The sequence below is a fragment of the Leptotrichia buccalis C-1013-b genome (genome assembly GCF_000023905.1).
GTDB classification, from domain to species: Bacteria; Fusobacteriota; Fusobacteriia; order Fusobacteriales; family Leptotrichiaceae; genus Leptotrichia; species Leptotrichia buccalis.
The window spans coordinates 1,049,231-1,067,151 of sequence record NC_013192.1 but is presented as its reverse complement, the minus strand read 5'-3'; the positions used below and the strand labels follow the sequence as shown (position 1 = coordinate 1,067,151).

The 17,921-nt window shown below is 29.1% G+C and carries 23 protein-coding genes; all 23 read left to right on the top strand.

All coding sequences use genetic code 11. The features are described 5' to 3' along the window. Positions 1 to 13: 13 nt before the first annotated feature. Entirely contained in the window at positions 14 to 418 is a 405-nt protein-coding gene (locus tag LEBU_RS04895; RefSeq protein ID WP_015769228.1) for a hypothetical protein, read from the top strand. Between the two features lie 2 nt (positions 419 to 420). After that, the gene (locus LEBU_RS04890; RefSeq protein ID WP_015769227.1) at positions 421 to 1,044 is read left to right on the top strand and encodes a MobA/MobL family protein; all 624 of its coding nucleotides are present in this window, start codon (positions 421 to 423) and stop codon (positions 1,042 to 1,044) included. A 37-nt stretch (positions 1,045 to 1,081) separates the two neighbouring features. Then, positions 1,082 to 2,290, top strand: coding sequence for a hypothetical protein (locus LEBU_RS11595; RefSeq protein ID WP_015769226.1), 1,209 nt, complete (start codon positions 1,082 to 1,084; stop codon positions 2,288 to 2,290). A 684-nt stretch (positions 2,291 to 2,974) separates the two neighbouring features. Continuing rightward, the gene (locus LEBU_RS04885) at positions 2,975 to 3,340 is read left to right on the top strand and encodes a hypothetical protein (RefSeq protein WP_015769225.1); all 366 of its coding nucleotides are present in this window, start codon (positions 2,975 to 2,977) and stop codon (positions 3,338 to 3,340) included. 2 nt (positions 3,341 to 3,342) lie between these two features. Beyond that, positions 3,343 to 3,681: a VirB8/TrbF family protein gene (locus LEBU_RS12370; RefSeq protein WP_015769224.1), complete on the top strand. Its 339-nt coding sequence runs from the start codon at positions 3,343 to 3,345 to the stop codon at positions 3,679 to 3,681. Further along, the gene (locus LEBU_RS04875; RefSeq protein WP_015769223.1) at positions 3,672 to 4,049 is read left to right on the top strand and encodes a VirB8 family type IV secretion system protein; all 378 of its coding nucleotides are present in this window, start codon (positions 3,672 to 3,674) and stop codon (positions 4,047 to 4,049) included. The genes LEBU_RS12370 and LEBU_RS04875 overlap by 10 nt, the downstream gene beginning before the upstream one ends. Before the next feature lie 18 nt (positions 4,050 to 4,067). Next, the gene (locus tag LEBU_RS04870) at positions 4,068 to 4,892 is read left to right on the top strand and encodes a TrbG/VirB9 family P-type conjugative transfer protein (protein WP_015769222.1); all 825 of its coding nucleotides are present in this window, start codon (positions 4,068 to 4,070) and stop codon (positions 4,890 to 4,892) included. A gap of 16 nt (positions 4,893 to 4,908) precedes the next feature. Next, complete coding sequence (locus LEBU_RS11590) at positions 4,909 to 6,258, top strand: TraB/TrbI/VirB10 family type IV secretion system protein (RefSeq protein ID WP_015769221.1); 1,350 nt, start codon at positions 4,909 to 4,911, stop codon at positions 6,256 to 6,258. A gap of 2 nt (positions 6,259 to 6,260) precedes the next feature. Then, complete coding sequence (locus tag LEBU_RS04860) at positions 6,261 to 8,291, top strand: type IV secretory system conjugative DNA transfer family protein (protein ID WP_015769220.1); 2,031 nt, start codon at positions 6,261 to 6,263, stop codon at positions 8,289 to 8,291. Positions 8,292 to 8,304: 13 nt separating this feature from the next. Beyond that, positions 8,305 to 8,592: a hypothetical protein gene (locus tag LEBU_RS04855; RefSeq protein WP_015769219.1), complete on the top strand. Its 288-nt coding sequence runs from the start codon at positions 8,305 to 8,307 to the stop codon at positions 8,590 to 8,592. Then, on the top strand, positions 8,589 to 9,596 hold the full coding sequence (locus LEBU_RS04850) for an ATPase, T2SS/T4P/T4SS family (RefSeq protein ID WP_015769218.1): 1,008 nt from the start codon (positions 8,589 to 8,591) through the stop codon (positions 9,594 to 9,596). The genes LEBU_RS04855 and LEBU_RS04850 overlap by 4 nt, the downstream gene beginning before the upstream one ends. Then, positions 9,577 to 9,816 carry a VirB3 family type IV secretion system protein gene (locus tag LEBU_RS04845; protein WP_015769217.1) on the top strand — a complete coding sequence of 80 codons (240 nt, stop codon included), beginning with the start codon at positions 9,577 to 9,579 and terminating at the stop codon, positions 9,814 to 9,816. The genes LEBU_RS04850 and LEBU_RS04845 overlap by 20 nt, the downstream gene beginning before the upstream one ends. A 36-nt stretch (positions 9,817 to 9,852) precedes the next feature. Continuing rightward, entirely contained in the window at positions 9,853 to 10,503 is a 651-nt protein-coding gene (locus LEBU_RS04840) for a hypothetical protein (protein ID WP_015769216.1), read from the top strand. A gap of 1 nt (position 10,504) precedes the next feature. Further along, on the top strand, positions 10,505 to 12,988 hold the full coding sequence (locus LEBU_RS04835) for a VirB4 family type IV secretion/conjugal transfer ATPase (RefSeq protein ID WP_015769215.1): 2,484 nt from the start codon (positions 10,505 to 10,507) through the stop codon (positions 12,986 to 12,988). 1 nt (position 12,989) lies between these two features. Further along, complete coding sequence (locus LEBU_RS04830) at positions 12,990 to 13,406, top strand: hypothetical protein (RefSeq protein ID WP_015769214.1); 417 nt, start codon at positions 12,990 to 12,992, stop codon at positions 13,404 to 13,406. Beyond that, a complete protein-coding gene (locus tag LEBU_RS04825) occupies positions 13,403 to 13,717 on the top strand; it encodes a hypothetical protein (RefSeq protein ID WP_015769213.1) in 315 nt (104 codons plus the stop codon). The genes LEBU_RS04830 and LEBU_RS04825 overlap by 4 nt, the downstream gene beginning before the upstream one ends. A 12-nt stretch (positions 13,718 to 13,729) precedes the next feature. Beyond that, on the top strand, positions 13,730 to 15,190 hold the full coding sequence (locus tag LEBU_RS04820) for a type IV secretion system protein (protein WP_015769212.1): 1,461 nt from the start codon (positions 13,730 to 13,732) through the stop codon (positions 15,188 to 15,190). 121 nt (positions 15,191 to 15,311) lie between these two features. Beyond that, positions 15,312 to 15,497: a hypothetical protein gene (locus LEBU_RS04815; protein ID WP_015769211.1), complete on the top strand. Its 186-nt coding sequence runs from the start codon at positions 15,312 to 15,314 to the stop codon at positions 15,495 to 15,497. Beyond that, positions 15,497 to 16,066 (top strand): hypothetical protein, encoded by a 570-nt coding sequence (locus LEBU_RS04810; RefSeq protein WP_015769210.1) that lies wholly within the window; start codon positions 15,497 to 15,499, stop codon positions 16,064 to 16,066. Before LEBU_RS04815 ends, LEBU_RS04810 begins: the two co-directional genes overlap by 1 nt. 35 nt (positions 16,067 to 16,101) lie before the next feature. Further along, the gene (locus LEBU_RS11985) at positions 16,102 to 16,557 is read left to right on the top strand and encodes a hypothetical protein (protein ID WP_015769209.1); all 456 of its coding nucleotides are present in this window, start codon (positions 16,102 to 16,104) and stop codon (positions 16,555 to 16,557) included. A 41-nt stretch (positions 16,558 to 16,598) separates the two neighbouring features. Continuing rightward, complete coding sequence (locus LEBU_RS11855) at positions 16,599 to 16,775, top strand: hypothetical protein (RefSeq protein ID WP_015769208.1); 177 nt, start codon at positions 16,599 to 16,601, stop codon at positions 16,773 to 16,775. Next, positions 16,776 to 17,357 carry a hypothetical protein gene (locus tag LEBU_RS04800; RefSeq protein ID WP_015769207.1) on the top strand — a complete coding sequence of 194 codons (582 nt, stop codon included), beginning with the start codon at positions 16,776 to 16,778 and terminating at the stop codon, positions 17,355 to 17,357. Positions 17,358 to 17,388: 31 nt separating this feature from the next. Then, positions 17,389 to 17,823: a Panacea domain-containing protein gene (locus LEBU_RS04795; RefSeq protein WP_015769206.1), complete on the top strand. Its 435-nt coding sequence runs from the start codon at positions 17,389 to 17,391 to the stop codon at positions 17,821 to 17,823. Positions 17,824 to 17,921: the final 98 nt, after the last annotated feature.

The window sequence follows — 17,921 nt, the reverse complement described above, 5'->3', positions numbered from 1 at the left end:
TTGGGAGGAATATATGAAAATATACGATATAAGATTGCTAAGGACAACGACGGGAAAGGAGCATATATGTTTTTTTTACAAGACCTTACCTAAAAAAAGGATAAATGAAACAATAGATACTTTTAAGAGAAATGTGGGATTAATAGTAAATAATCAAATAAATGATGAGAAAATAAAAGAGTATATAAGTGAGGAAACATTTGTAAAAATTATGAAAATGATAAAGGTAAGTGATAATAAAATAGGAAAATATAATATGAAGCTGTATAGAAATGATGAAATATGGATGTATAAAATTGAAAATATTTTGGATACTGATATAAACTTTAAAGATTATGATGTTTTATTAGATAGAAATTTTTTCATAAATGATAAATATATAAAATATGTGATTATAAAAAATAATACGGGGGTATAATCGTGGCAATATTTCATCTTAGAATGAAAAAAAGTAAAAGAGGAAATAAATATATTCCGCCTACTGCACATTTAGATTACATAAATAGAGATGAAAAATATGGTAAAAAAGAGGATTTACTTTTTAAGGAAGTAAGGAATCTTCCTGAAGAGTTTGGCGACATTAAAAACTTTTGGAAATGTGCAGAAACTTATGAGAGAAAAAATTCTAACTTGTACAGAGAACTTGAAATTTCATTACCGAGAGAATTTACTCCTGAAGAAAATAAAAAGATAGTGGATAATTTTTGTGAAAATCTTTTTGGAAAAGAATATGTGTACAATTATGCAATTCACAATCCAAAAAGTTTTGATGGAGATATGCAGCCACACGTGCATATAATGTTTTTTGAAAGAAAAATTGATGCTATTAAAAGGGATAAGGATAGGTATTTTAAAAGATATAATTCTAAAAACATAGAAAAAGGCGGTTGGAGAAAAGATAAAAAATGGAACGAGAGAAGTACGTTAAAAAATATAAGGAAAGAGTGGGAAACATTTTTAAATTTTGAACTTGAAAAGAAAGGAATTGAGAAAGTAAGTGCAAAATCATTAATTAAAGGATCAGAAAAGAGATGCGGAAAATAATAATGACTATAAAAAAGTTTATGAGTTAAATCGTGAGGTGATAAATATTGATGGCAAGATTTTGTATAGAAAAGAAAGTGAGTTAAGTGATAAGGAAAAAGTTAAGAAGAGAATATTTAATAAAAGCAGAATTTTAAAAGCTGGAACAGATTTAATGAAAAAATTACTTGAAAAATTGAAAAAACTGGAAAGGGAGTATGAAAATTTAAAAAGGGATAAAATAGGAGATTTAGAAAATCTGGAAAAACTGAGAGGATTAGAAAAGAGTGTAAGAGATATAAAAAAGAAAATGTCAAAAGATAAAATTGAAAATACTGTGTACAACTTGATGACAGATAAAAAGTACTATAAATTCCTGAATGAGAACAAAAAAATTGACAGGGAACTAAAAAATACAAAAGAGAAAAATAGGATAAAATATTTGAAAATTACAAAAGATAAGAACTTAAAAAATTTAGAAAGTTTAAGAAATCAAATTCAGAACGACTGGAAAAAGAAGTATATTTTTGATAAACGAGTTGAAAATATTAGGGAAAAATATTTAAGAAAAATTGCAGATTTTGAAGATGAGAAGAACAAGATATATGAAAATTTAAAAGAGAAAAATGTTAAATACAATGATGAAAAAAATGGACTGTATAATATAAATCATTTGCAATTTATTTATGAAAAAGATGGACTAAAAGAGATAAATAAAATTGAAAAAGAACTTAAAAACTTGATAAAGGAGTTAAATAAAAACGAGGAAATAGTCAGTCAGGAAACTTTGATAAAAGATAAATATTCAAATTATGAATTTTCAAAATTGGAGAAAAATATTTTGGAGAGTAAAATTAAAATAGAAGGATTGCAAAAAGAACTTAACAAAAATTTGGATATAAGTGAACAAAAATATTACTTAAATTGGTTAAAAAGAGAAGTAAAAATAAAAGAGAATTATGAGGCAAGAAAAGAAAATATTGAAATAAAAATTCAAAAAAAATTGCAGGATGAACTTTTAAAAAATGGTAATTCCAAAGTTCAGGAAAGGGAAAAAGTCAAAAAAATTATCAAGAATATAGAAGCCATAAAAGTGTTGGATAAGAAAAAAAGATTGACAAAACAAAAACAGGTAAATCTGAAAAAATGGAACAGAAAAAAGAAAAGTAAAAGTTTAAATGGTACAAATTATGATAAAAATTTAGGAGGTATAAGTGATGATTTTAGAATGGAAGATATGGAAGTTTTGGATGAACTAGAAAGATAAAAATTTTTGATGAAAGTAAATATAAATAGATTTAGGGGCAGTAAAAAACTGTTCTTTTTTGTAAAAATACGTTTTTGAAGATGTAAATATTATTAATTTCTAAGAAATTAAATACGAACGAAGTGAGTTTTTGAGTGTAAACGAAAGCCCATTTTTTCGCAATTTTTTTTGTTGAAAAAATCACGATAAGTTTCTAAAAATTTTTAAATTTGAGAAACTTGTAAGCGTGCTTTCCAAAATTTAAAAAATTTCGGAAAGTTTATGGGAAAAATTTTTGAAAAGAGCTTGACTTTTTGAAAAAATTGAGGTAACATTAGCACAAGAACAAATCAGCGTAAAAAATGAGAGCCTAGTTTTAGGAGGTGTATAGGCAGGACAGGGCTTTTCCTTAAACTCATTTTAAAAGAAGAATAAAACAAAGTAGCGTAAAATTAAATATAGAGAGCCTGAATGCAGGATTATCGGAAAAGACATTTCTGAGATTTTGTATAGGCTCTTTTTTTTGTTCAAAATTGAGGTGAGAATATGAAATTAGATTTAAATATTAGAAGTCCTTAACTAAGATATTGAGATAAAAAAAGAATATATAAAATTAAATATAGGAGCCTAAGTGCAGAATTATTAGAAAAAACATTTCTAAGATTTTGTATAGGCTCTTTTTTGTATAAGAGGGGACGATAAATAATGAAAAAAATAAAAGTTAAAAATGTATTGTTAAATAAAAAATTTCAATTGATGTGTCTAATGATTTTGTTTTTGGCAACAACTATAATAACTCAAGCGGCTACAAGTGGAAATGCGGGAATATTTGCTACGCTTGTAACTTTTCTTACAAATGTGAATAATGGACTGAAAATAGTTTTTTCACTTGGGGCTATTGGATGTATAGGATTTGGAGTGTTCAAAATGCTGACTGATCCGAACATGACTGCAATTATAACCTTGCTAATAGGCGTTGCTTTGGCACTTGCACTTATTTTTGGTTCAGAGGATATAGTAAAAGGGCTTGGTGGAACAATGATTGATCCAAGTCTTTTGAAAGGAGTATAGACTTGGATTTAAAAAGAATAAACAGGAAAAGAGATATTTTTAAATTAAGAACTGATGCCAAAAGGGAAAAGACAAGTTTTGAAAAAAGAGCCGAGACTTTGTTTGAACTCGCAGAAACAAATGCAAAGTTAAAAAGGATTTTAGGAATAAGTGTAATTGTTGCTCTTGTCTTATGTTTGGCACTGGCATATTTCGCTATAAGAACAAATATAAAAGTATTTCTTGTTCAAGTTGATAAAACTACAGGAGCTCCAATGGAAGTAAATGTATTGACAAAATCGAATTTGAAGGTTGGGAGAAAGAAACAAAATATTTCATATCAAAATTTATTTTGGATATAAGAACTCTTCCGAAAGATACGACGTATTATGATAATAAATTAAAGGAAAATGCCTTTTTCTTAACACAAAATTCACAAAAAAAACTGGATGCAGTAATTCAGGAAACAGGAACAATACAAATGCTTGCGGACAAAATTACAACCAATGTAAATATAGTTTCAGCAAATAAACTTACAAATACTTCAAACACTTATCAAGTTAGATGGAAGGAAAAACAGTTTTCTGAAACAGGAATGGAAATACAAAATACAAGTTATCTTGGAGTATTTACTGTGGACTATGTGAACGAAAAAAATGAGGAACTGGTAGCTAAAAATCCATTGGGAATCATAATAAAGGATTTTACAATTTCAAGGGAAAATAATTAGAAAAAACGAGGGAGATATATGACAGGGAACAAGTTAAAGAAAATTAATAAAAGAATACTCTCAATATTGTTTTTGACATTGATATCAGCGAATATTTTTGCAAATGATGGAAATGCAAAAAATGATATTACAGTAGATACAGTAAAAAATAATCAAAGGCTGTTTGATGATGATGGAATATTAAGTGGGAAGAAAGAGGCGATAAAAAAGACATCTGTTGTATTCAATTATTCTGAAAACAGTATATATGAAGTTTATTCTAAACCAGACTATTTAACAACTTTAAGGCTAGCTCCAAATGAAAAAGTAATATTTAAGGCTGGTGGAGATACAGAACGCTGGATGATTGAAGAAGCTGTAGGTGGAAAAGAAAATAGAACATACATATACATAAAACCACTTGAAGAAGATATCAAGACTAATATAAATATAGTAACGGATAAACACAGTTATTTTATTAATATTGAATCTAAAAATGGAGAATACAATCCTTTAGTGGAATGGCAATATCCAAATGAAAGAAAAATATTGATGAATGAGTATGAAGATAATTCAGAAGCTATTGGTACAACGGACTTGATGAAGCTTAATTATAGATATTTTTGGAACAAAAATTCTAAACTTTCACCAGTTCAGGTATTTGATAATGGAAAAAAAACGTTTATAGTGTTGAAGGCAAATTTACAAGAAATGCCAGCTTTTTATGTTAAAGGGTTAGATAATCAACTGTCTTTAGTTAACACGAAAATTGAGGGGCGTAACGTTATGATTAATAGTGTTGTAAAGGAAATACACATGACACTTGGGAAAAAAACATTAAAAATATATAACCGAAAAAAATAAAAAGGGGGTGTTTTAATTGATAAATAAAAATGACTATTTTGAAACTTCTGAAGACGATTTTACGGAGCAGAAGGAAGAGGAAATATCGCTTGAAGATGAAGGAAACGGAACAATAAAAAATTCAAAAATAACAATAGAAGAATTTTTTGATAAGAAAAAAGTCATTATTCTAATTTGTATAATTTCAGGCTTAATTTTTGCAAGCATATATTTTGCAAATCAGGTAAAAAAAAATATGAAGTCAAATGAACAGGAAAAAGTAGATTCAATATCGACAGGAACGGAACTGGATATAAATGATGCCGTAAATACTCAGGCAAATAAAAATCCTCAAGTTTCTGAAACCATAGCACAGTCTGGAACAGAAAATATAAATACAGCATCTGATAAAACGGGAACGCCAAACTTATCACAATATGATTCTCAATTAGGTTCAGATTACAATAACGATAATTTTGATTCAAGTTATGGAGCTTCAACTTCTCCTCCATCATTTTCTAATGTTTCTGAAAATGAAAATACTAATACTTCAGCTACTTCTGTAGCTCCTTCAGAGAAATATAAGGAATGGAGAAAATCCTCAATAGGATTTGATAAAGGAGTTTCAACACAAACTCCACAAGTACCAGAACAATATCAGGAACAGCAACCAGCTTCACAAAATACACAACAGCAAAATGAAAATGACACAGATCAGAATAAACAAAAGTCAAAGTCCTTATTCCTGAAACAAAAACAGGACAGCTTCTATTCGACTAATTTAAAAAATCCTGCAATAGGGAAATATGAGTTAAAGACAGGGAGCTTTATTCCAGCCGTTCTTGTAACAGCAATTAATTCTGATTTACCGGGAGATGTGATTGCTCAAGTTAGAGAAAATGTCTATGACTACCGTACTGGAAAAAATATTTTGATTCCTATGGGTACAAAAATAATTGGGAAATATGATAGCAGTATAACGTATGGACAGAATAGAGTTTTATTGATATGGCAAAGACTAGTATTTCCAAATGGCTCAACACTTGTGCTTGATAATATGCAGGGAGTTGATTTGTTAGGTAATGCAGGATTGAAAGGAAAAACTAACAACCATTTCTGGAAACTTATGAGAAGTGTGTTACTATCCTCTGCTATAAATATAGCTTCAGGATCACTTGAAGGTCTAAATGTAAATATTGAGACTGGAAGCAGGTCAAGAGTGAATATTGGTACAGGTGTTTCAGATGCTGCACAGAATATTAGAAGTATCGGTGAAAGAATCATTGAAAAAGATTTAAACAGACAGCCTACAATTGAAATAAAGAGAGGTAAAAAATTTAATATCTTTGTAAGCAAGGATATAATTTTATCTCCATATAGGAAATAATTATGGATAAAAAATACAAGCCGCTTAAAAATACGAAGCCTGTAAAATGGATTTTTTCAATAATAATGTTCATTTTGGTAAATATAACAGGTTTAATGGTAATATCAACAAACTATATGGAAGAACTGGAAAAAGTTAATAACTATGCAACTTTTGCAAAAATACGTAGATTAATAAAACCAGTAATTATTGGGAAAAAGAATCAGTATATGTATTTTCCATCTGGAAATTGGGAAATGATAATGAAAAAAACTCCTAGATTAACTTCACAGTTTCAGTTAGGTATATGCTCTCTTTTGGTTGGATCATTAATTATTCTAACAATGCCATACTGGAAAAAAAAGAAACTAAAATCACACGGAGAAGCTGAATTTGGAACATATGATGATTTGAAGAAAAATAAGAAAAAACCGTCAGATGTAGATTTTTTAAGCGGCAATGAAAATGGTTTTGTTATTGGATATGTAAAAACTTTATCAGGGAAATTAAAATTGCTTTATGATACGTCAATGATACATATTGCCCTATTTTTGCCAACAAGAGGAGGAAAGGGTGTAGGATACATTATTCCAAGCCTTGTTGCAGGATTAAAAAAAAGGTCAACTTTTATTTCTGACATAAAAAAGGAAAATTACGAACTTACAAGTTGGTACAGAGCAAAGATACTAAAACATAGAATATTAAAATTTGAACCAATGAGTGAACTTTCAAATAGCTATAACTTTTTATCAGAAGTAAGATATGGAACAAATTATGAGATTGAAGATTGCAGAATAATTGGAACAATGATTGTTGGGGAAGATGAGAGCAAGGATCCGTTTTGGGGAGACAGTGCAAAAGATACAATTTCTACTTTAACTGGTTATGTTCATTACAGAGAAGTAAGCAATCGTCCTGAAGAAGATCCTGATATAACAGATGTTAGAGTTTCACTAAACGATGTAATATCAATAATCACTAATACTGAAAATTCTTTGTATAGAATGTTTGCAAAATATCTTGGAAAGCCTATGGAAGAAGATGAATACGAGGATGAAATGTCAAAAGATTTTATTCTAAAGAAAAAAACAGTTGAAAGGCTTAGGAAAATATATACTGATGATGAATCAATTAAAGCATTAAACAAAGGATTGCACCCCTTTGTTGCAAAACAGTTTGGATATTTATTACAAAATACAGGAGAAAATACATTTAAGTCTATCACATCAACAGCAAAGACTAAATTACAGGTATTTGAAATTCCTTCGGTCGTAAAAAATATAGGAAAGTCTGATTTTAGGGCATTGGACTTGGTTAATAGTGATAAGCCTGTGGATTTATATTTTGTAATAAAACCAAAAGATATAGATTTATTAGCTCCATTAGTACGGATAATGTATATTCAGCTGACAAATTTATTAATGGAAAGTTTAAGCAAGAAAAATTTCAACATAATATTTTTAATGGATGAACTGAATGCTTATGGCAGGATGAAACCTCTTGTAAAAGGCTTGGGATACTATGCAGGATTTGGAATAAAGATGGTTGGAATATTTCAGGGACTTGATCAGTTAAATTCAACATACGATAAACAGGGGAAAGAGGTGTTGAATGGATGTCAAATTCAAGTATTTGGTAGACCAAACGATGAAGCTGCGCCTGACTATATTTCAAAGACACTTGGTAAAGAAACAATCAGGGTAAAAAGTAGAAATATTGGGCTAAAAGGGGGAGGAAATGTTTCAGAGCAGGGAAAGGATTTATTAAGTCCTTCAGAAATAAGACTGCTGCCTGACAGAAAAGCAGTTGTAATTACGGGATATAAAAAACCTTTATTATTAGATAAGCTCTATTACTACGAATATCCTGAACTGTTAAAAAGAACGCAGCACCAGCCAGTATTTTTTAAAGATGGATATGTAATATTTGAAGCAATGAAGGGGATGTATGAATATGAGCATACATTTAGGATGAAAGAAGAAGATTTTTACGATGATATAAAATATGAAAAAATTATTGAAAAGGCAAGAAAAAAGTATAAATCAGAAAAATAGGATAGGGGGATATATGGAGACAATTAACAGTTCAGATGAAATAGTAAAGAAAAGAAGAAAAGCTAGAGAAAAAAATTATACTGAAAGAATAAAAAGAAATAAAGAAAAAATTGCCAAACTGGAGAAAATAATAGTTAATTCTCAAAAGGAAATTGAAAAAATTGAACAGGAAAATACAGCTATCTTAAGAGAAATTTTAGAAAAATCAGGTGTAGAAAACAAGCTTCTGAAAATCATAATTGAAAGTCCAAGTAATGATGAAGCTACTAAAAAAATGAAGGAATTGGCTAAAGTATTATGACAGAAAGTGAAAAATATGAACTGCAAAAGCAAACACAGATAGATTTTGTAAATGAAAGGTTGTCAGCACTGAAAGAATATATGGAAGATGACGATATTACTGAAATAATGCTAAATCCCGATGGATATGTATGGGTGGAATCATATGAAAGGGGAATGTATAAGACAAATACATATCTGAATGAGATGGAAGGATATAAAATTATTCAAGTATTGGCTTCATACAACTCAAAGATAATTTCTGAAAAAAATCCAAGACTTTCTGGAAATTTGCCAAATTCTGACAGATTTCAGGGAGCTGCAAAAGGAATTACTAAAGGGATTCCAATATTTACAATAAGGAAAAGACCTAAAAAAATATTTACGCTTGATGACTATTTAGCAATGGGTTCAATTACAGAATTTCAGAAAAATTTTCTTACGGAAGCCATTTTAAGTAAAAAGAATATAGTTGTATCGGGTGGAACTGGTACAGGAAAGACAACATTTACTAATGCTCTTGTTGATTATTTAAAGCAAGTTGACAGAATTAGGAATACTGTTGAAAGAATATACATTATTGAAGAAGTTGAAGAAATTATTTGTGATAAGGAAAATGTGTTAAGAGTTTTTGTAACTGAAGATGTTTCTGCATTGGAATTATCAAAAGATGCACTTAGACACAGACCTGATAGAATTATTCAAGGAGAACTTAGATATGGAGAAGAAGCTGAGGAGATACTTAAAAACTGGAATACTGGTCATAGTGGAGGATTTACAACAGTCCATTCGGATGGTGCAGAAGAAACTTTGGAAAGACTGGAAGAACTATTAATGGAAGTTGACAGGAATCCAAGACAGCCACTTATAGGGCGTTCCGTAGATGTAATTGTAAATATCATAAGAATAACTGAAAATGGTAAAACTGTAAGAAAGGTAAATAAGATAATCAAAGTGAATGGTTTTAACAAAAAGACAAAAGAATATGAAATTGAGGAGGTAGGATATGAAGCTGAAGGTTTATAAGTCTTTACTGGATGTAAAGATGATAATGGGACTGCCATATAAAATTTTTATATCGCTAGTGTTATTCACAGGAATCATATTTTTAATATTCAGGCATTGGATAATTTTTATACCAGCAGGAACAATATATATTCTGTGTGCAGTTATGTCAGTAAGGGATTCAATGACATTGGAACTGATAATGGAGCATTATAAAACTGAAAGATATTTAAATCCTTAAGCGAAAAGAAAAAATATTGAAAGGGAAATAATTGAAATGAAAGAAAAAATTATGAATTTTTTAGAAGAAAGAACAAAAAATGAAGGTGGATACACTACATTAAGCAGAAATCAGATAATGGAAAAGCTAGGAATAAAAGAAGAAGAAAAGTTTAATGAAGCATTTAAGGAATTAGTACAGGATAATAAGATATTTTTTCATCATTCAACAGAAGAAAAAATAAATTATGATGGTTCTATATTTGAAGCTCATAAAATAAAATATTTTACCAATAAAGATAAATCACTTGAATTTAAAGATAACTATGAAAAAAAATTAGAAGAAGCAGCGAATAAAATAAAAGAAACAGAAAAAGTGAAGGGAGAAAAGCTTTCAACGTTATCAGATAACGCAAAATTAATTTACAATACATACAAAGAAAATTTAGGAAACTTAGCATACCTTGACTCAAAATCAGTCAGAGAAAAAACAGGACTAGAATTTAAAAACTTTGTAGCCGCACAAAAAGAATTATCAGCAAATAAAGTGTTATTTACAACAAAAATATCTAAAAGTAATGAAGAAAAATTCGTATTAATAGATAGAGGAGACATCTTAAGCAAAGTTCTAAAAAGAGAAGAAATCAAAGAAAATATTAAAGGTAATCAGAATAAAAAAAATTATAAAAATAAAGAAAAGGAAAGATAGAATGGGGAAAACACTTAATAACTACAAAAATTCATTTATTTATCATATCCCTTGGGACTTCCTTCTCAATGACTTTATTCTTGTTAATAAAAATATGGGGTTTCAAGTAACTCTCAAAGTGAGAAATCACGACTTGGATTTTTTTACTGAGGAAGAAGTGAACTTAAAAATATTACAGTATAACAACGCAATAAAGAAACTTCCTGATAATTTTATCGTACATTATGAAGTCCAGAGAAAAAAGTCCAGAGGGTATATTGAAACAGAGATTAACGATAACTTTATTCCGACAGTTCTTATGGAAAAGGAAAGAAAAGATTTGTTTTCAAAAGGAGAATATTTTAAATGTGATTACTATATAACATTGACGTATTTGATAGCAGAAGATGCTGAAAATAAGATAAATTCATTACTAGCAAATAAAAAGGAAGACGATTCAGAAGAAAAGATGGCGGAAGAAGCAGAAAGGGAATTAAAAATATTCAGGCAAAAAGTAGCCTCGTTCATTGCTTTATTAAAATATGCTACAACAAGCATTGAAGTTTTGCAAGGAGACGAACTTATGGCATACATGTACTCCACAGTAAATGCTGAATTTCCTGAAAAGAAAAAAATGCCGAAATCTTCTCTATATCCAATTGATCAATATTTATCAAATTCAAGTTTTGAAAATGGAAAAGATACAAAAATACAAAGATTGACTAAGGCAAAACATTTAAGGACAATCTCAATTAATTTATTTCCTGATGACATAGAGTCAAGAGTTTTAAAAAAACTTGAAAGTCTGGACTTTGAATTTAGAATGTCAGCAAGGTATATTATTCTTTCACCAAATGAAGCAAAAAAGATGTTAAAAAACTTCTTTATTTTTCATCAGGGAAAGCAGAAGAACTTTGGGCAGTATATAACGGAAGCCATAACTAAAAAGCCTTCATTTAATATTGATGAGCTGGAACTAGCAAAAACAGAAGAGGCAAAAATGGCTTTAAATGAATTTAAGGAAGGTGGAATAAATTATGGCTATTACACATTTACCATAATACTTGCTGATGAAGATTTAAAAAGGATTGAGGACAATGCACTTAAAATAGTAACAATATTTGATGAACAGGATTTTACTTGCTCGATTGACAAGTACAATATTTTCCCCTCATATTTAGGGGCTATTCCGGGAAATGTGAAGGCAAATATAAGAAAATATCCAATAAATTCAATGCTTTTAAGCTGTCTTTTTCCTACTTCATCGCTGTATCGTGGAGAGGAAGTAAATGAATTTTTTAGGGATAAGAAAAATATTACAGGAGTTCCGCTTATGATGACTAAAACAGATTTGAATGATATATTTTACTTTAATCTTCATATAAAGGATGCGGCACATACGCTAATAGCAGGTCCAACAAGGTCTGGAAAATCTGTATTACTAGGTATGATAACAGCTGAACTAAAAAAATATCCAAACGCCCAGGTATTCTTTTTTGATAAAGGTGGTTCGATACGTGTCTTGACTGCCTGTATGGGCGGAAAATTTTATGACTTGGGAAAAGGCGGAGATAATGATTTGGCATTTCAACCGCTTGCAAATATTCATATCGAAACAGAAAGAGCATTTGCAAGCAACTGGATAATTTCTCTTCTTCAGCAGGAAAATGTAATTGTAACGCCTGATATGAAAAGTACAATCTGGGAAACGCTTACGACTCTTTCAAACGATCCGCCTAACAGGAGAACAATGACAAATTTTGCATTTACAGTTATGAACAAGGAAATTCAGCAGGCACTTGAGCCATACACAAATACAGGTTCATATGGAAAATATTTTGATAATAATGAGGATAATTTTTCAGATTCAAACTGGCAAGTATTTGAAATGGGAAGAATAATAGAAGATCCAAAAGCGACGGCTCCTATATTAAGCTATCTGTTTCATAGAATAGAAGTGGAAAAATTAACAAAGGACTATTTAACTGCAATCGTAGTTGATGAGGCTTGGTTTGCAATGGAAAACGAAAGTTTCAGGCTTAAATTTAATGACTGGCTTAGAACCCTTGCAAAACTGAATGCCTTTATAATCTTTGCAACACAGTCGCTTGATGAAATTGCAAAATCTGAAATAACACCTGCAATAGTTGATGGATGTAAGACAAAAATACTTCTCCCTTCTCCACAGGCACAGAATTACTGGAAAGACCTTTATTCAAAATTTGGCTTAAATTCAATAGAAATTGAAAAAGTTGCACGAGGGGAAATGCAGAAACAATATTTTTATAAAAGTGATCTTGGATCAAGAGAATTTGAAATGGATTTAGGTAAAATTGAACTAGCTTATGTAGGTTCTGCAAGTTCGACAGATCAGATGAAAATACAGGAAATATGTGCTGAAACAAAGGATTTAAAAGAAATAAATTTAAAATGGTTAGAATACAAGCTGGGCAAAAATAGCAAAGAATTTAGAAGATGCAAAGAAATTATACAGGGAGGTAACTAAAATGAAAAAAATAATATTCTTTTTAATATTAATGACAGTTATATCAATAAATTCATTTTCAGGAATGCTTGGAGGAGGTGCAACTTCAGATTACTGGCAAATGAAAACATACTTTGAAAGTGTAGCAATCAATGCACAAACATTAAAAAGCCTAAATGCACAATTGAAAGAAATAGAAAGACAAATTGAACTTTCAAAGAAATTACCTGAAGAATATCTAAAAAAATATATAAGCCAATATGACGATACAATAAAGACTTTGGTCAGTATAACAAACACTACAAAATCGACATTAAGAGACGCAAAAAAGCTGAATTGTGGTTTAAAGACGTCTATGCTGAAGCAAATAACAGACAATATATGGCTCTTCTTGACAGATTTACAAATACACTTGACAATCTCTCAAAGGACGCAATGAAATCAGGATCTATGAATGAAGTGGCAATGAAAAAGACATCAGATAATGCAAAAATTCTTATAAGAAAAACTCACGAAGCAAAAAATCCACAACAAGTCCTTGAAGTGTTATCACAGTGGAGCGCCAACTTGTCAATACAGATGAACGCAATAGCTGATATGATTTCAACTACAAACAGACTTGATGCATTAAAGGCGGCTGAAGAAGTGCAGGCAAGAAGAGAAGCTCAAAAAAGAAGTGAATATACAAAAAACAGTTTAAACAATCATATAAAGGCAATGGAAAATGAAGTAAAAAAACATAAGAAATAAGGAGGAAAATAATTGGCAGCGGCAAATTTTCAATTTGATACGGCACTAATTGAACCAATAATCAGTATGCTGGATACTGGGATGACAACTTTAATGGTTGTAATATTGACACTTGCTTCTACATTTGCTGTACTGGACTTATCATTTACAGCTTTTTTTAACTGGTCGGAAAATATAGGGAATACTCTTGTCGAAACATTAAAAAAACTTTTAAGATATGTACTAACTTTTGAACTTATAAAAATGTACAAGAAACTATTAGATATGGCGTATAAATTATTTTCCGATATAGGAAATTTATTTGGAGAAGGACTGGGAAGTCCATTAAAAGTACAGAGTATTTGGGATAAGTTATGGGAAGAATTAAGTAAGTTTTTAAGTATAGGTTTAAAGTTCCAAGATTTTTGGGCTATTCTGTATTTTATTCTCTTTATTATTGGATTCATATTTCTAGTGTTTATAATATCAACAATAACAATAGCTATAATACAGTTCCATGTAGTCGGAAGACTGGCAATAATATATCTTGCTTGTCTTCCACTTGATACTTTGAGCGATATAGGTAGAAAAACTTTAGGAGCAGTAGTTGGATCAGGAACTCATCTAATGGTTGCAGTCGCTCTATCATCTATGGGAATAAAAATACTAAAATCCTATCCTATTCCTGAAAATATAGGAGCAGAAAATAACGAGCCTCATACTATAATTGTGTGGCTTGCAGTGTTTATAGCAATTTCATTTTTAATAAAAAATTATCAGAGCATAGCTTCTCTAATTTTATATGGACACGGTGGATTAAATGGTTCACAGCTTGGATACTTCACGGGGAATGTTATCAGTGCAGGTGGGTCAGCTATAGGTGGAATTACATCCGTCTTGGGAGGTGCGGCAGTCGGTGGACTAGGTGCTGCAATTGGTACAGTTGCTGGAGGAATATCTTCTGGAGGAGCAGGAGCATTAGCAGGTATGAAAACTGGTGCAAAAATAGGATATGAAGTTGGAAAATATCCTGGAAAGATGACTGCTTCGGCTGCTGAAAATGCAGGAAAAGCAATAAAAATAATGACAATGGACTTTGATCCAGTTACCTCAGCTAAAAAGGTAAAAAACACAGCTACAGATGGAATAAAAAAAATTATGGGAAATAAAAAAGATGATAGAGAAAATCCTGAAAGAAATGAATCTCAGGAAACAGAAAATACAAATACTGAAAATGAAAATTCTCAAGATACAAATGAAAAAAATCAAGAAAAGATGAAAAACGATAACAGTAATGAAGCTTCAAATGAAGATTCTCGAAAACAGTCAAGTGATAACGGAACACAAAAAAATTCAGAAAATACAAGATCTGAAAAGACGAAAGAAAATAGCAGCAATAAAACCTTTGCAGAATCTGAAATGGAAAGAGAAAGAAAAAACGATGAAACTTTTACAGAATCTGAAATAAATAGGGAAAAAGAGAATAAAGAATAAAATACACACAGGGACAATGACAATAGAATATTAATCTAGTCTTAAAAAATTCAGATTGAAAAAACTATTAGATGTGATATAATATTACTGTAAAAATAGAAATTTAAAAGAGGTGATAAAAATGGCAACTTCAAGTTTTACAACAGAATTAAAGTTTGATACAGAAGAAAAAATTTCATCATTTTTAGAAGCTATTGAAAATGCAAAAAATAATAAACCACTAGATGTAGATGTAGAATATGAACTTATTAAGGGTAATGATATCAAAAAATTTTTTGAAGAATCTTCTGAAAAGAAAGGAGAATAATGAAATTTACTACATTTTCTTTAACAGAGTTATTATCACAAATTGGAGAAGATAAAGTTCGTAATAAATTAAAAGGATTTAGAAGCAAAGACAAGGACATTGAAAATTTTTTAATAAATAAGGCTATTTTCTTTGAAAAAATTTCGATTTCTTCAACATATTTAATTTTTAATTCTGAAAAAAAATTAGCAGGATATTTTTCCATAGCAAATAGAAGTTTAATACTTCAAAAGGAAGATTTAGATATAATTTCAAAAACTTTAAAAAAAAGATTAACTAAAAGTGCTTCTGAAAATAAATCAGGTGATTATGTAATTAATAGTTTTCTTTTAGGTCAAGTTGGTAAAAACTTTAATTTAGAGAAAAATAATTTAACAGGAAATGAAATTTTAAAAATTGCATATGAGTTATTGTTAGAAATTAGACAGAAAATTAGAGTAAAATTTATTTGGTTGGAATGTCAAAATAATGAAAAAATTTTGAATTTTTACCAAAATTTTGGATTTTCTAAAATAGATAATTTTATTTCTGAAAATGGTTATAATGTAATGATAATGGAATTAAAATAAGGTTTTAAAAGAATAAAATAGTTATCATAAAGAATATGAGAATAATTAAATTATATGAAAGAATAATACCAAAAACTTCTTCAACAAGTTATATATCTAGATGGGAAGCATTGAATATTCCTGATGAAAATAGAAATACTGCTGCTTGGCATCCGAGGACTTATTTATTTTCTTATGATAAAGACAAGGCAATAAATCTGTATAACACGACAAATGTTTTAGGAAATTCTGGAATAAAGAAAAGAATAATAGATTATCCAAGCAAAAGGGAAGTGTATATTGCTAATTTTCCAAGAGCAATTGCAGATTTGGTATTAACAATGAAAGATTACCAGTTATCTTCACTTCATAACTGTTGCAATGATTTTTTTAATGAAGATGAAACAGAACAGCTTTATCAATATCTGAGAAGTATAAAGGATAATCGAAGAGTGGATGAGTTTCTTAAATATGAATTTACTGTAAGATATTTTAATGATAAAAAATTTTAATTGAATATTATAAAAATAGAGATTTAAAAGAGGTGATAAAAATGGCAACTTCAAGTTTTTTCAAGAATTTAGAATTAAGTAAAGAAGCAGCTGAAGAATTAATAAAAATGACAGAAGAAGGTTTTACTGTAAATAAAGTACCTAATTTGGAATATAAAGAAGCTGATATTGAAGCAATAGGGAAAAAATTTAGACTTAGAAAAAAGGAAAAAAAATAATTGGAAAGTAAGAATTTACGTAAATTATTGAATGAATATGAAGAAATAGATATAAATGAAATGTTAAAAAATTTCAGGAGTATAAAAAATTCAGGAACAAAAAATGATATAGAAATTTTTTTACACGAAAAAGCAATTAAATTTGAAAAATCATCTATTTCTTCAACATATGTGGTATTTTCTGAAGATAATGAGATTTTAGGATACTTTACAATAGCAAATAGAAGTTTAGTTATTCCAAAAGAAAATTTTGGTATTTTATCTAAAACACAACAAAAAAAGTTAGGAAATAGTGCTGCAATATTAAAAAATGGTGATTTGATGACAAGTAGTTTTTTGTTAGGTCAACTAGGTAAAAATTATTCAGACGATATAGAAAACTTAATAACAGGCAGAGAACTTCTTACATTTGCATATGATCTTTTTTTGAAAATAAAAGAACTGATAAATGTAAAATATATATGGCTTGAATGCCAAAATGAACCGAAACTTATTTCATTTTATCAAAATTTTGGATTTAAAATGCTAGAAAGTTTAACTTCAGAAGAAGGTTTAAAAGTTATGATAATGGAATTAAAATAAATTGATATAATATTTAAATGAGGTGAAAAAGATGTATGATGTAAAAGATATTGCCAACTGGTTTTTAATTTATAATTCGTATATGGAAACTAATCAAGGTGCGGATGGAATGAGTAATTTAAAATTTCAAAAATTACTCTATTATGCTCAATCAGCGTATCTTGCATTAAAAAATGCTCCATTATTTTCAAATAATATTGTAGCGTGGAATCACGGGTCAGTAGTTGAGGAAATATATCAAAAGTATAAAAAGTGTAGTTCAGACGATATAAAAGAATTTGATAAAGTGGATATTGATAAGGAAACAGAGAAAATATTGACGGAAGTATATAATGTATTTGGAGAATATTCTGCGTGGGGATTGAGAAATTTAACTCACACAGAAAAACCGTATGTAGAAACTAAAATAAATAATGTTATCCCACAGGATTTAATGAAAGAGAGCTTTAAAGAAATTATTGTCTAAAAAAATTAAAAAGTTAAAGAATAATAACTTTAAAAATATTTCAGAGGTAAAATTATTATCTTATCCTGTTTTTTGTTTCAAATATTTGACTAAAAACA

Excerpts from the sequence above, each read along its gene's own strand:
- LEBU_RS04895 (WP_015769228.1), top strand. The coding sequence starts at position 14 with ATGAAAATATACGATATAAGATTGCTAAGGACAACGACGGGAAAGGAG.
- LEBU_RS04885 (WP_015769225.1), top strand. The coding sequence starts at position 2,975 with ATGAAAAAAATAAAAGTTAAAAATGTATTGTTAAATAAAAAATTTCAA.
- LEBU_RS04870 (WP_015769222.1), top strand. The coding sequence starts at position 4,068 with ATGACAGGGAACAAGTTAAAGAAAATTAATAAAAGAATACTCTCAATA.
- LEBU_RS04860 (WP_015769220.1), top strand. The coding sequence starts at position 6,261 with ATGGATAAAAAATACAAGCCGCTTAAAAATACGAAGCCTGTAAAATGG.
- LEBU_RS04855 (WP_015769219.1), top strand. The coding sequence starts at position 8,305 with ATGGAGACAATTAACAGTTCAGATGAAATAGTAAAGAAAAGAAGAAAA.
- LEBU_RS04850 (WP_015769218.1), top strand. The coding sequence starts at position 8,589 with ATGACAGAAAGTGAAAAATATGAACTGCAAAAGCAAACACAGATAGAT.
- LEBU_RS04845 (WP_015769217.1), top strand. The coding sequence starts at position 9,577 with ATGAAGCTGAAGGTTTATAAGTCTTTACTGGATGTAAAGATGATAATG.
- LEBU_RS04840 (WP_015769216.1), top strand. The coding sequence starts at position 9,853 with ATGAAAGAAAAAATTATGAATTTTTTAGAAGAAAGAACAAAAAATGAA.
- LEBU_RS04835 (WP_015769215.1), top strand. The coding sequence starts at position 10,505 with ATGGGGAAAACACTTAATAACTACAAAAATTCATTTATTTATCATATC.
- LEBU_RS04830 (WP_015769214.1), top strand. The coding sequence starts at position 12,990 with ATGAAAAAAATAATATTCTTTTTAATATTAATGACAGTTATATCAATA.
- LEBU_RS04825 (WP_015769213.1), top strand. The coding sequence starts at position 13,403 with ATGAAATCAGGATCTATGAATGAAGTGGCAATGAAAAAGACATCAGAT.
- LEBU_RS04815 (WP_015769211.1), top strand. The coding sequence starts at position 15,312 with ATGGCAACTTCAAGTTTTACAACAGAATTAAAGTTTGATACAGAAGAA.
- LEBU_RS04810 (WP_015769210.1), top strand. The coding sequence starts at position 15,497 with ATGAAATTTACTACATTTTCTTTAACAGAGTTATTATCACAAATTGGA.
- LEBU_RS11985 (WP_015769209.1), top strand. The coding sequence starts at position 16,102 with ATGAGAATAATTAAATTATATGAAAGAATAATACCAAAAACTTCTTCA.
- LEBU_RS11855 (WP_015769208.1), top strand. The coding sequence starts at position 16,599 with ATGGCAACTTCAAGTTTTTTCAAGAATTTAGAATTAAGTAAAGAAGCA.
- LEBU_RS04795 (WP_015769206.1), top strand. The coding sequence starts at position 17,389 with ATGTATGATGTAAAAGATATTGCCAACTGGTTTTTAATTTATAATTCG.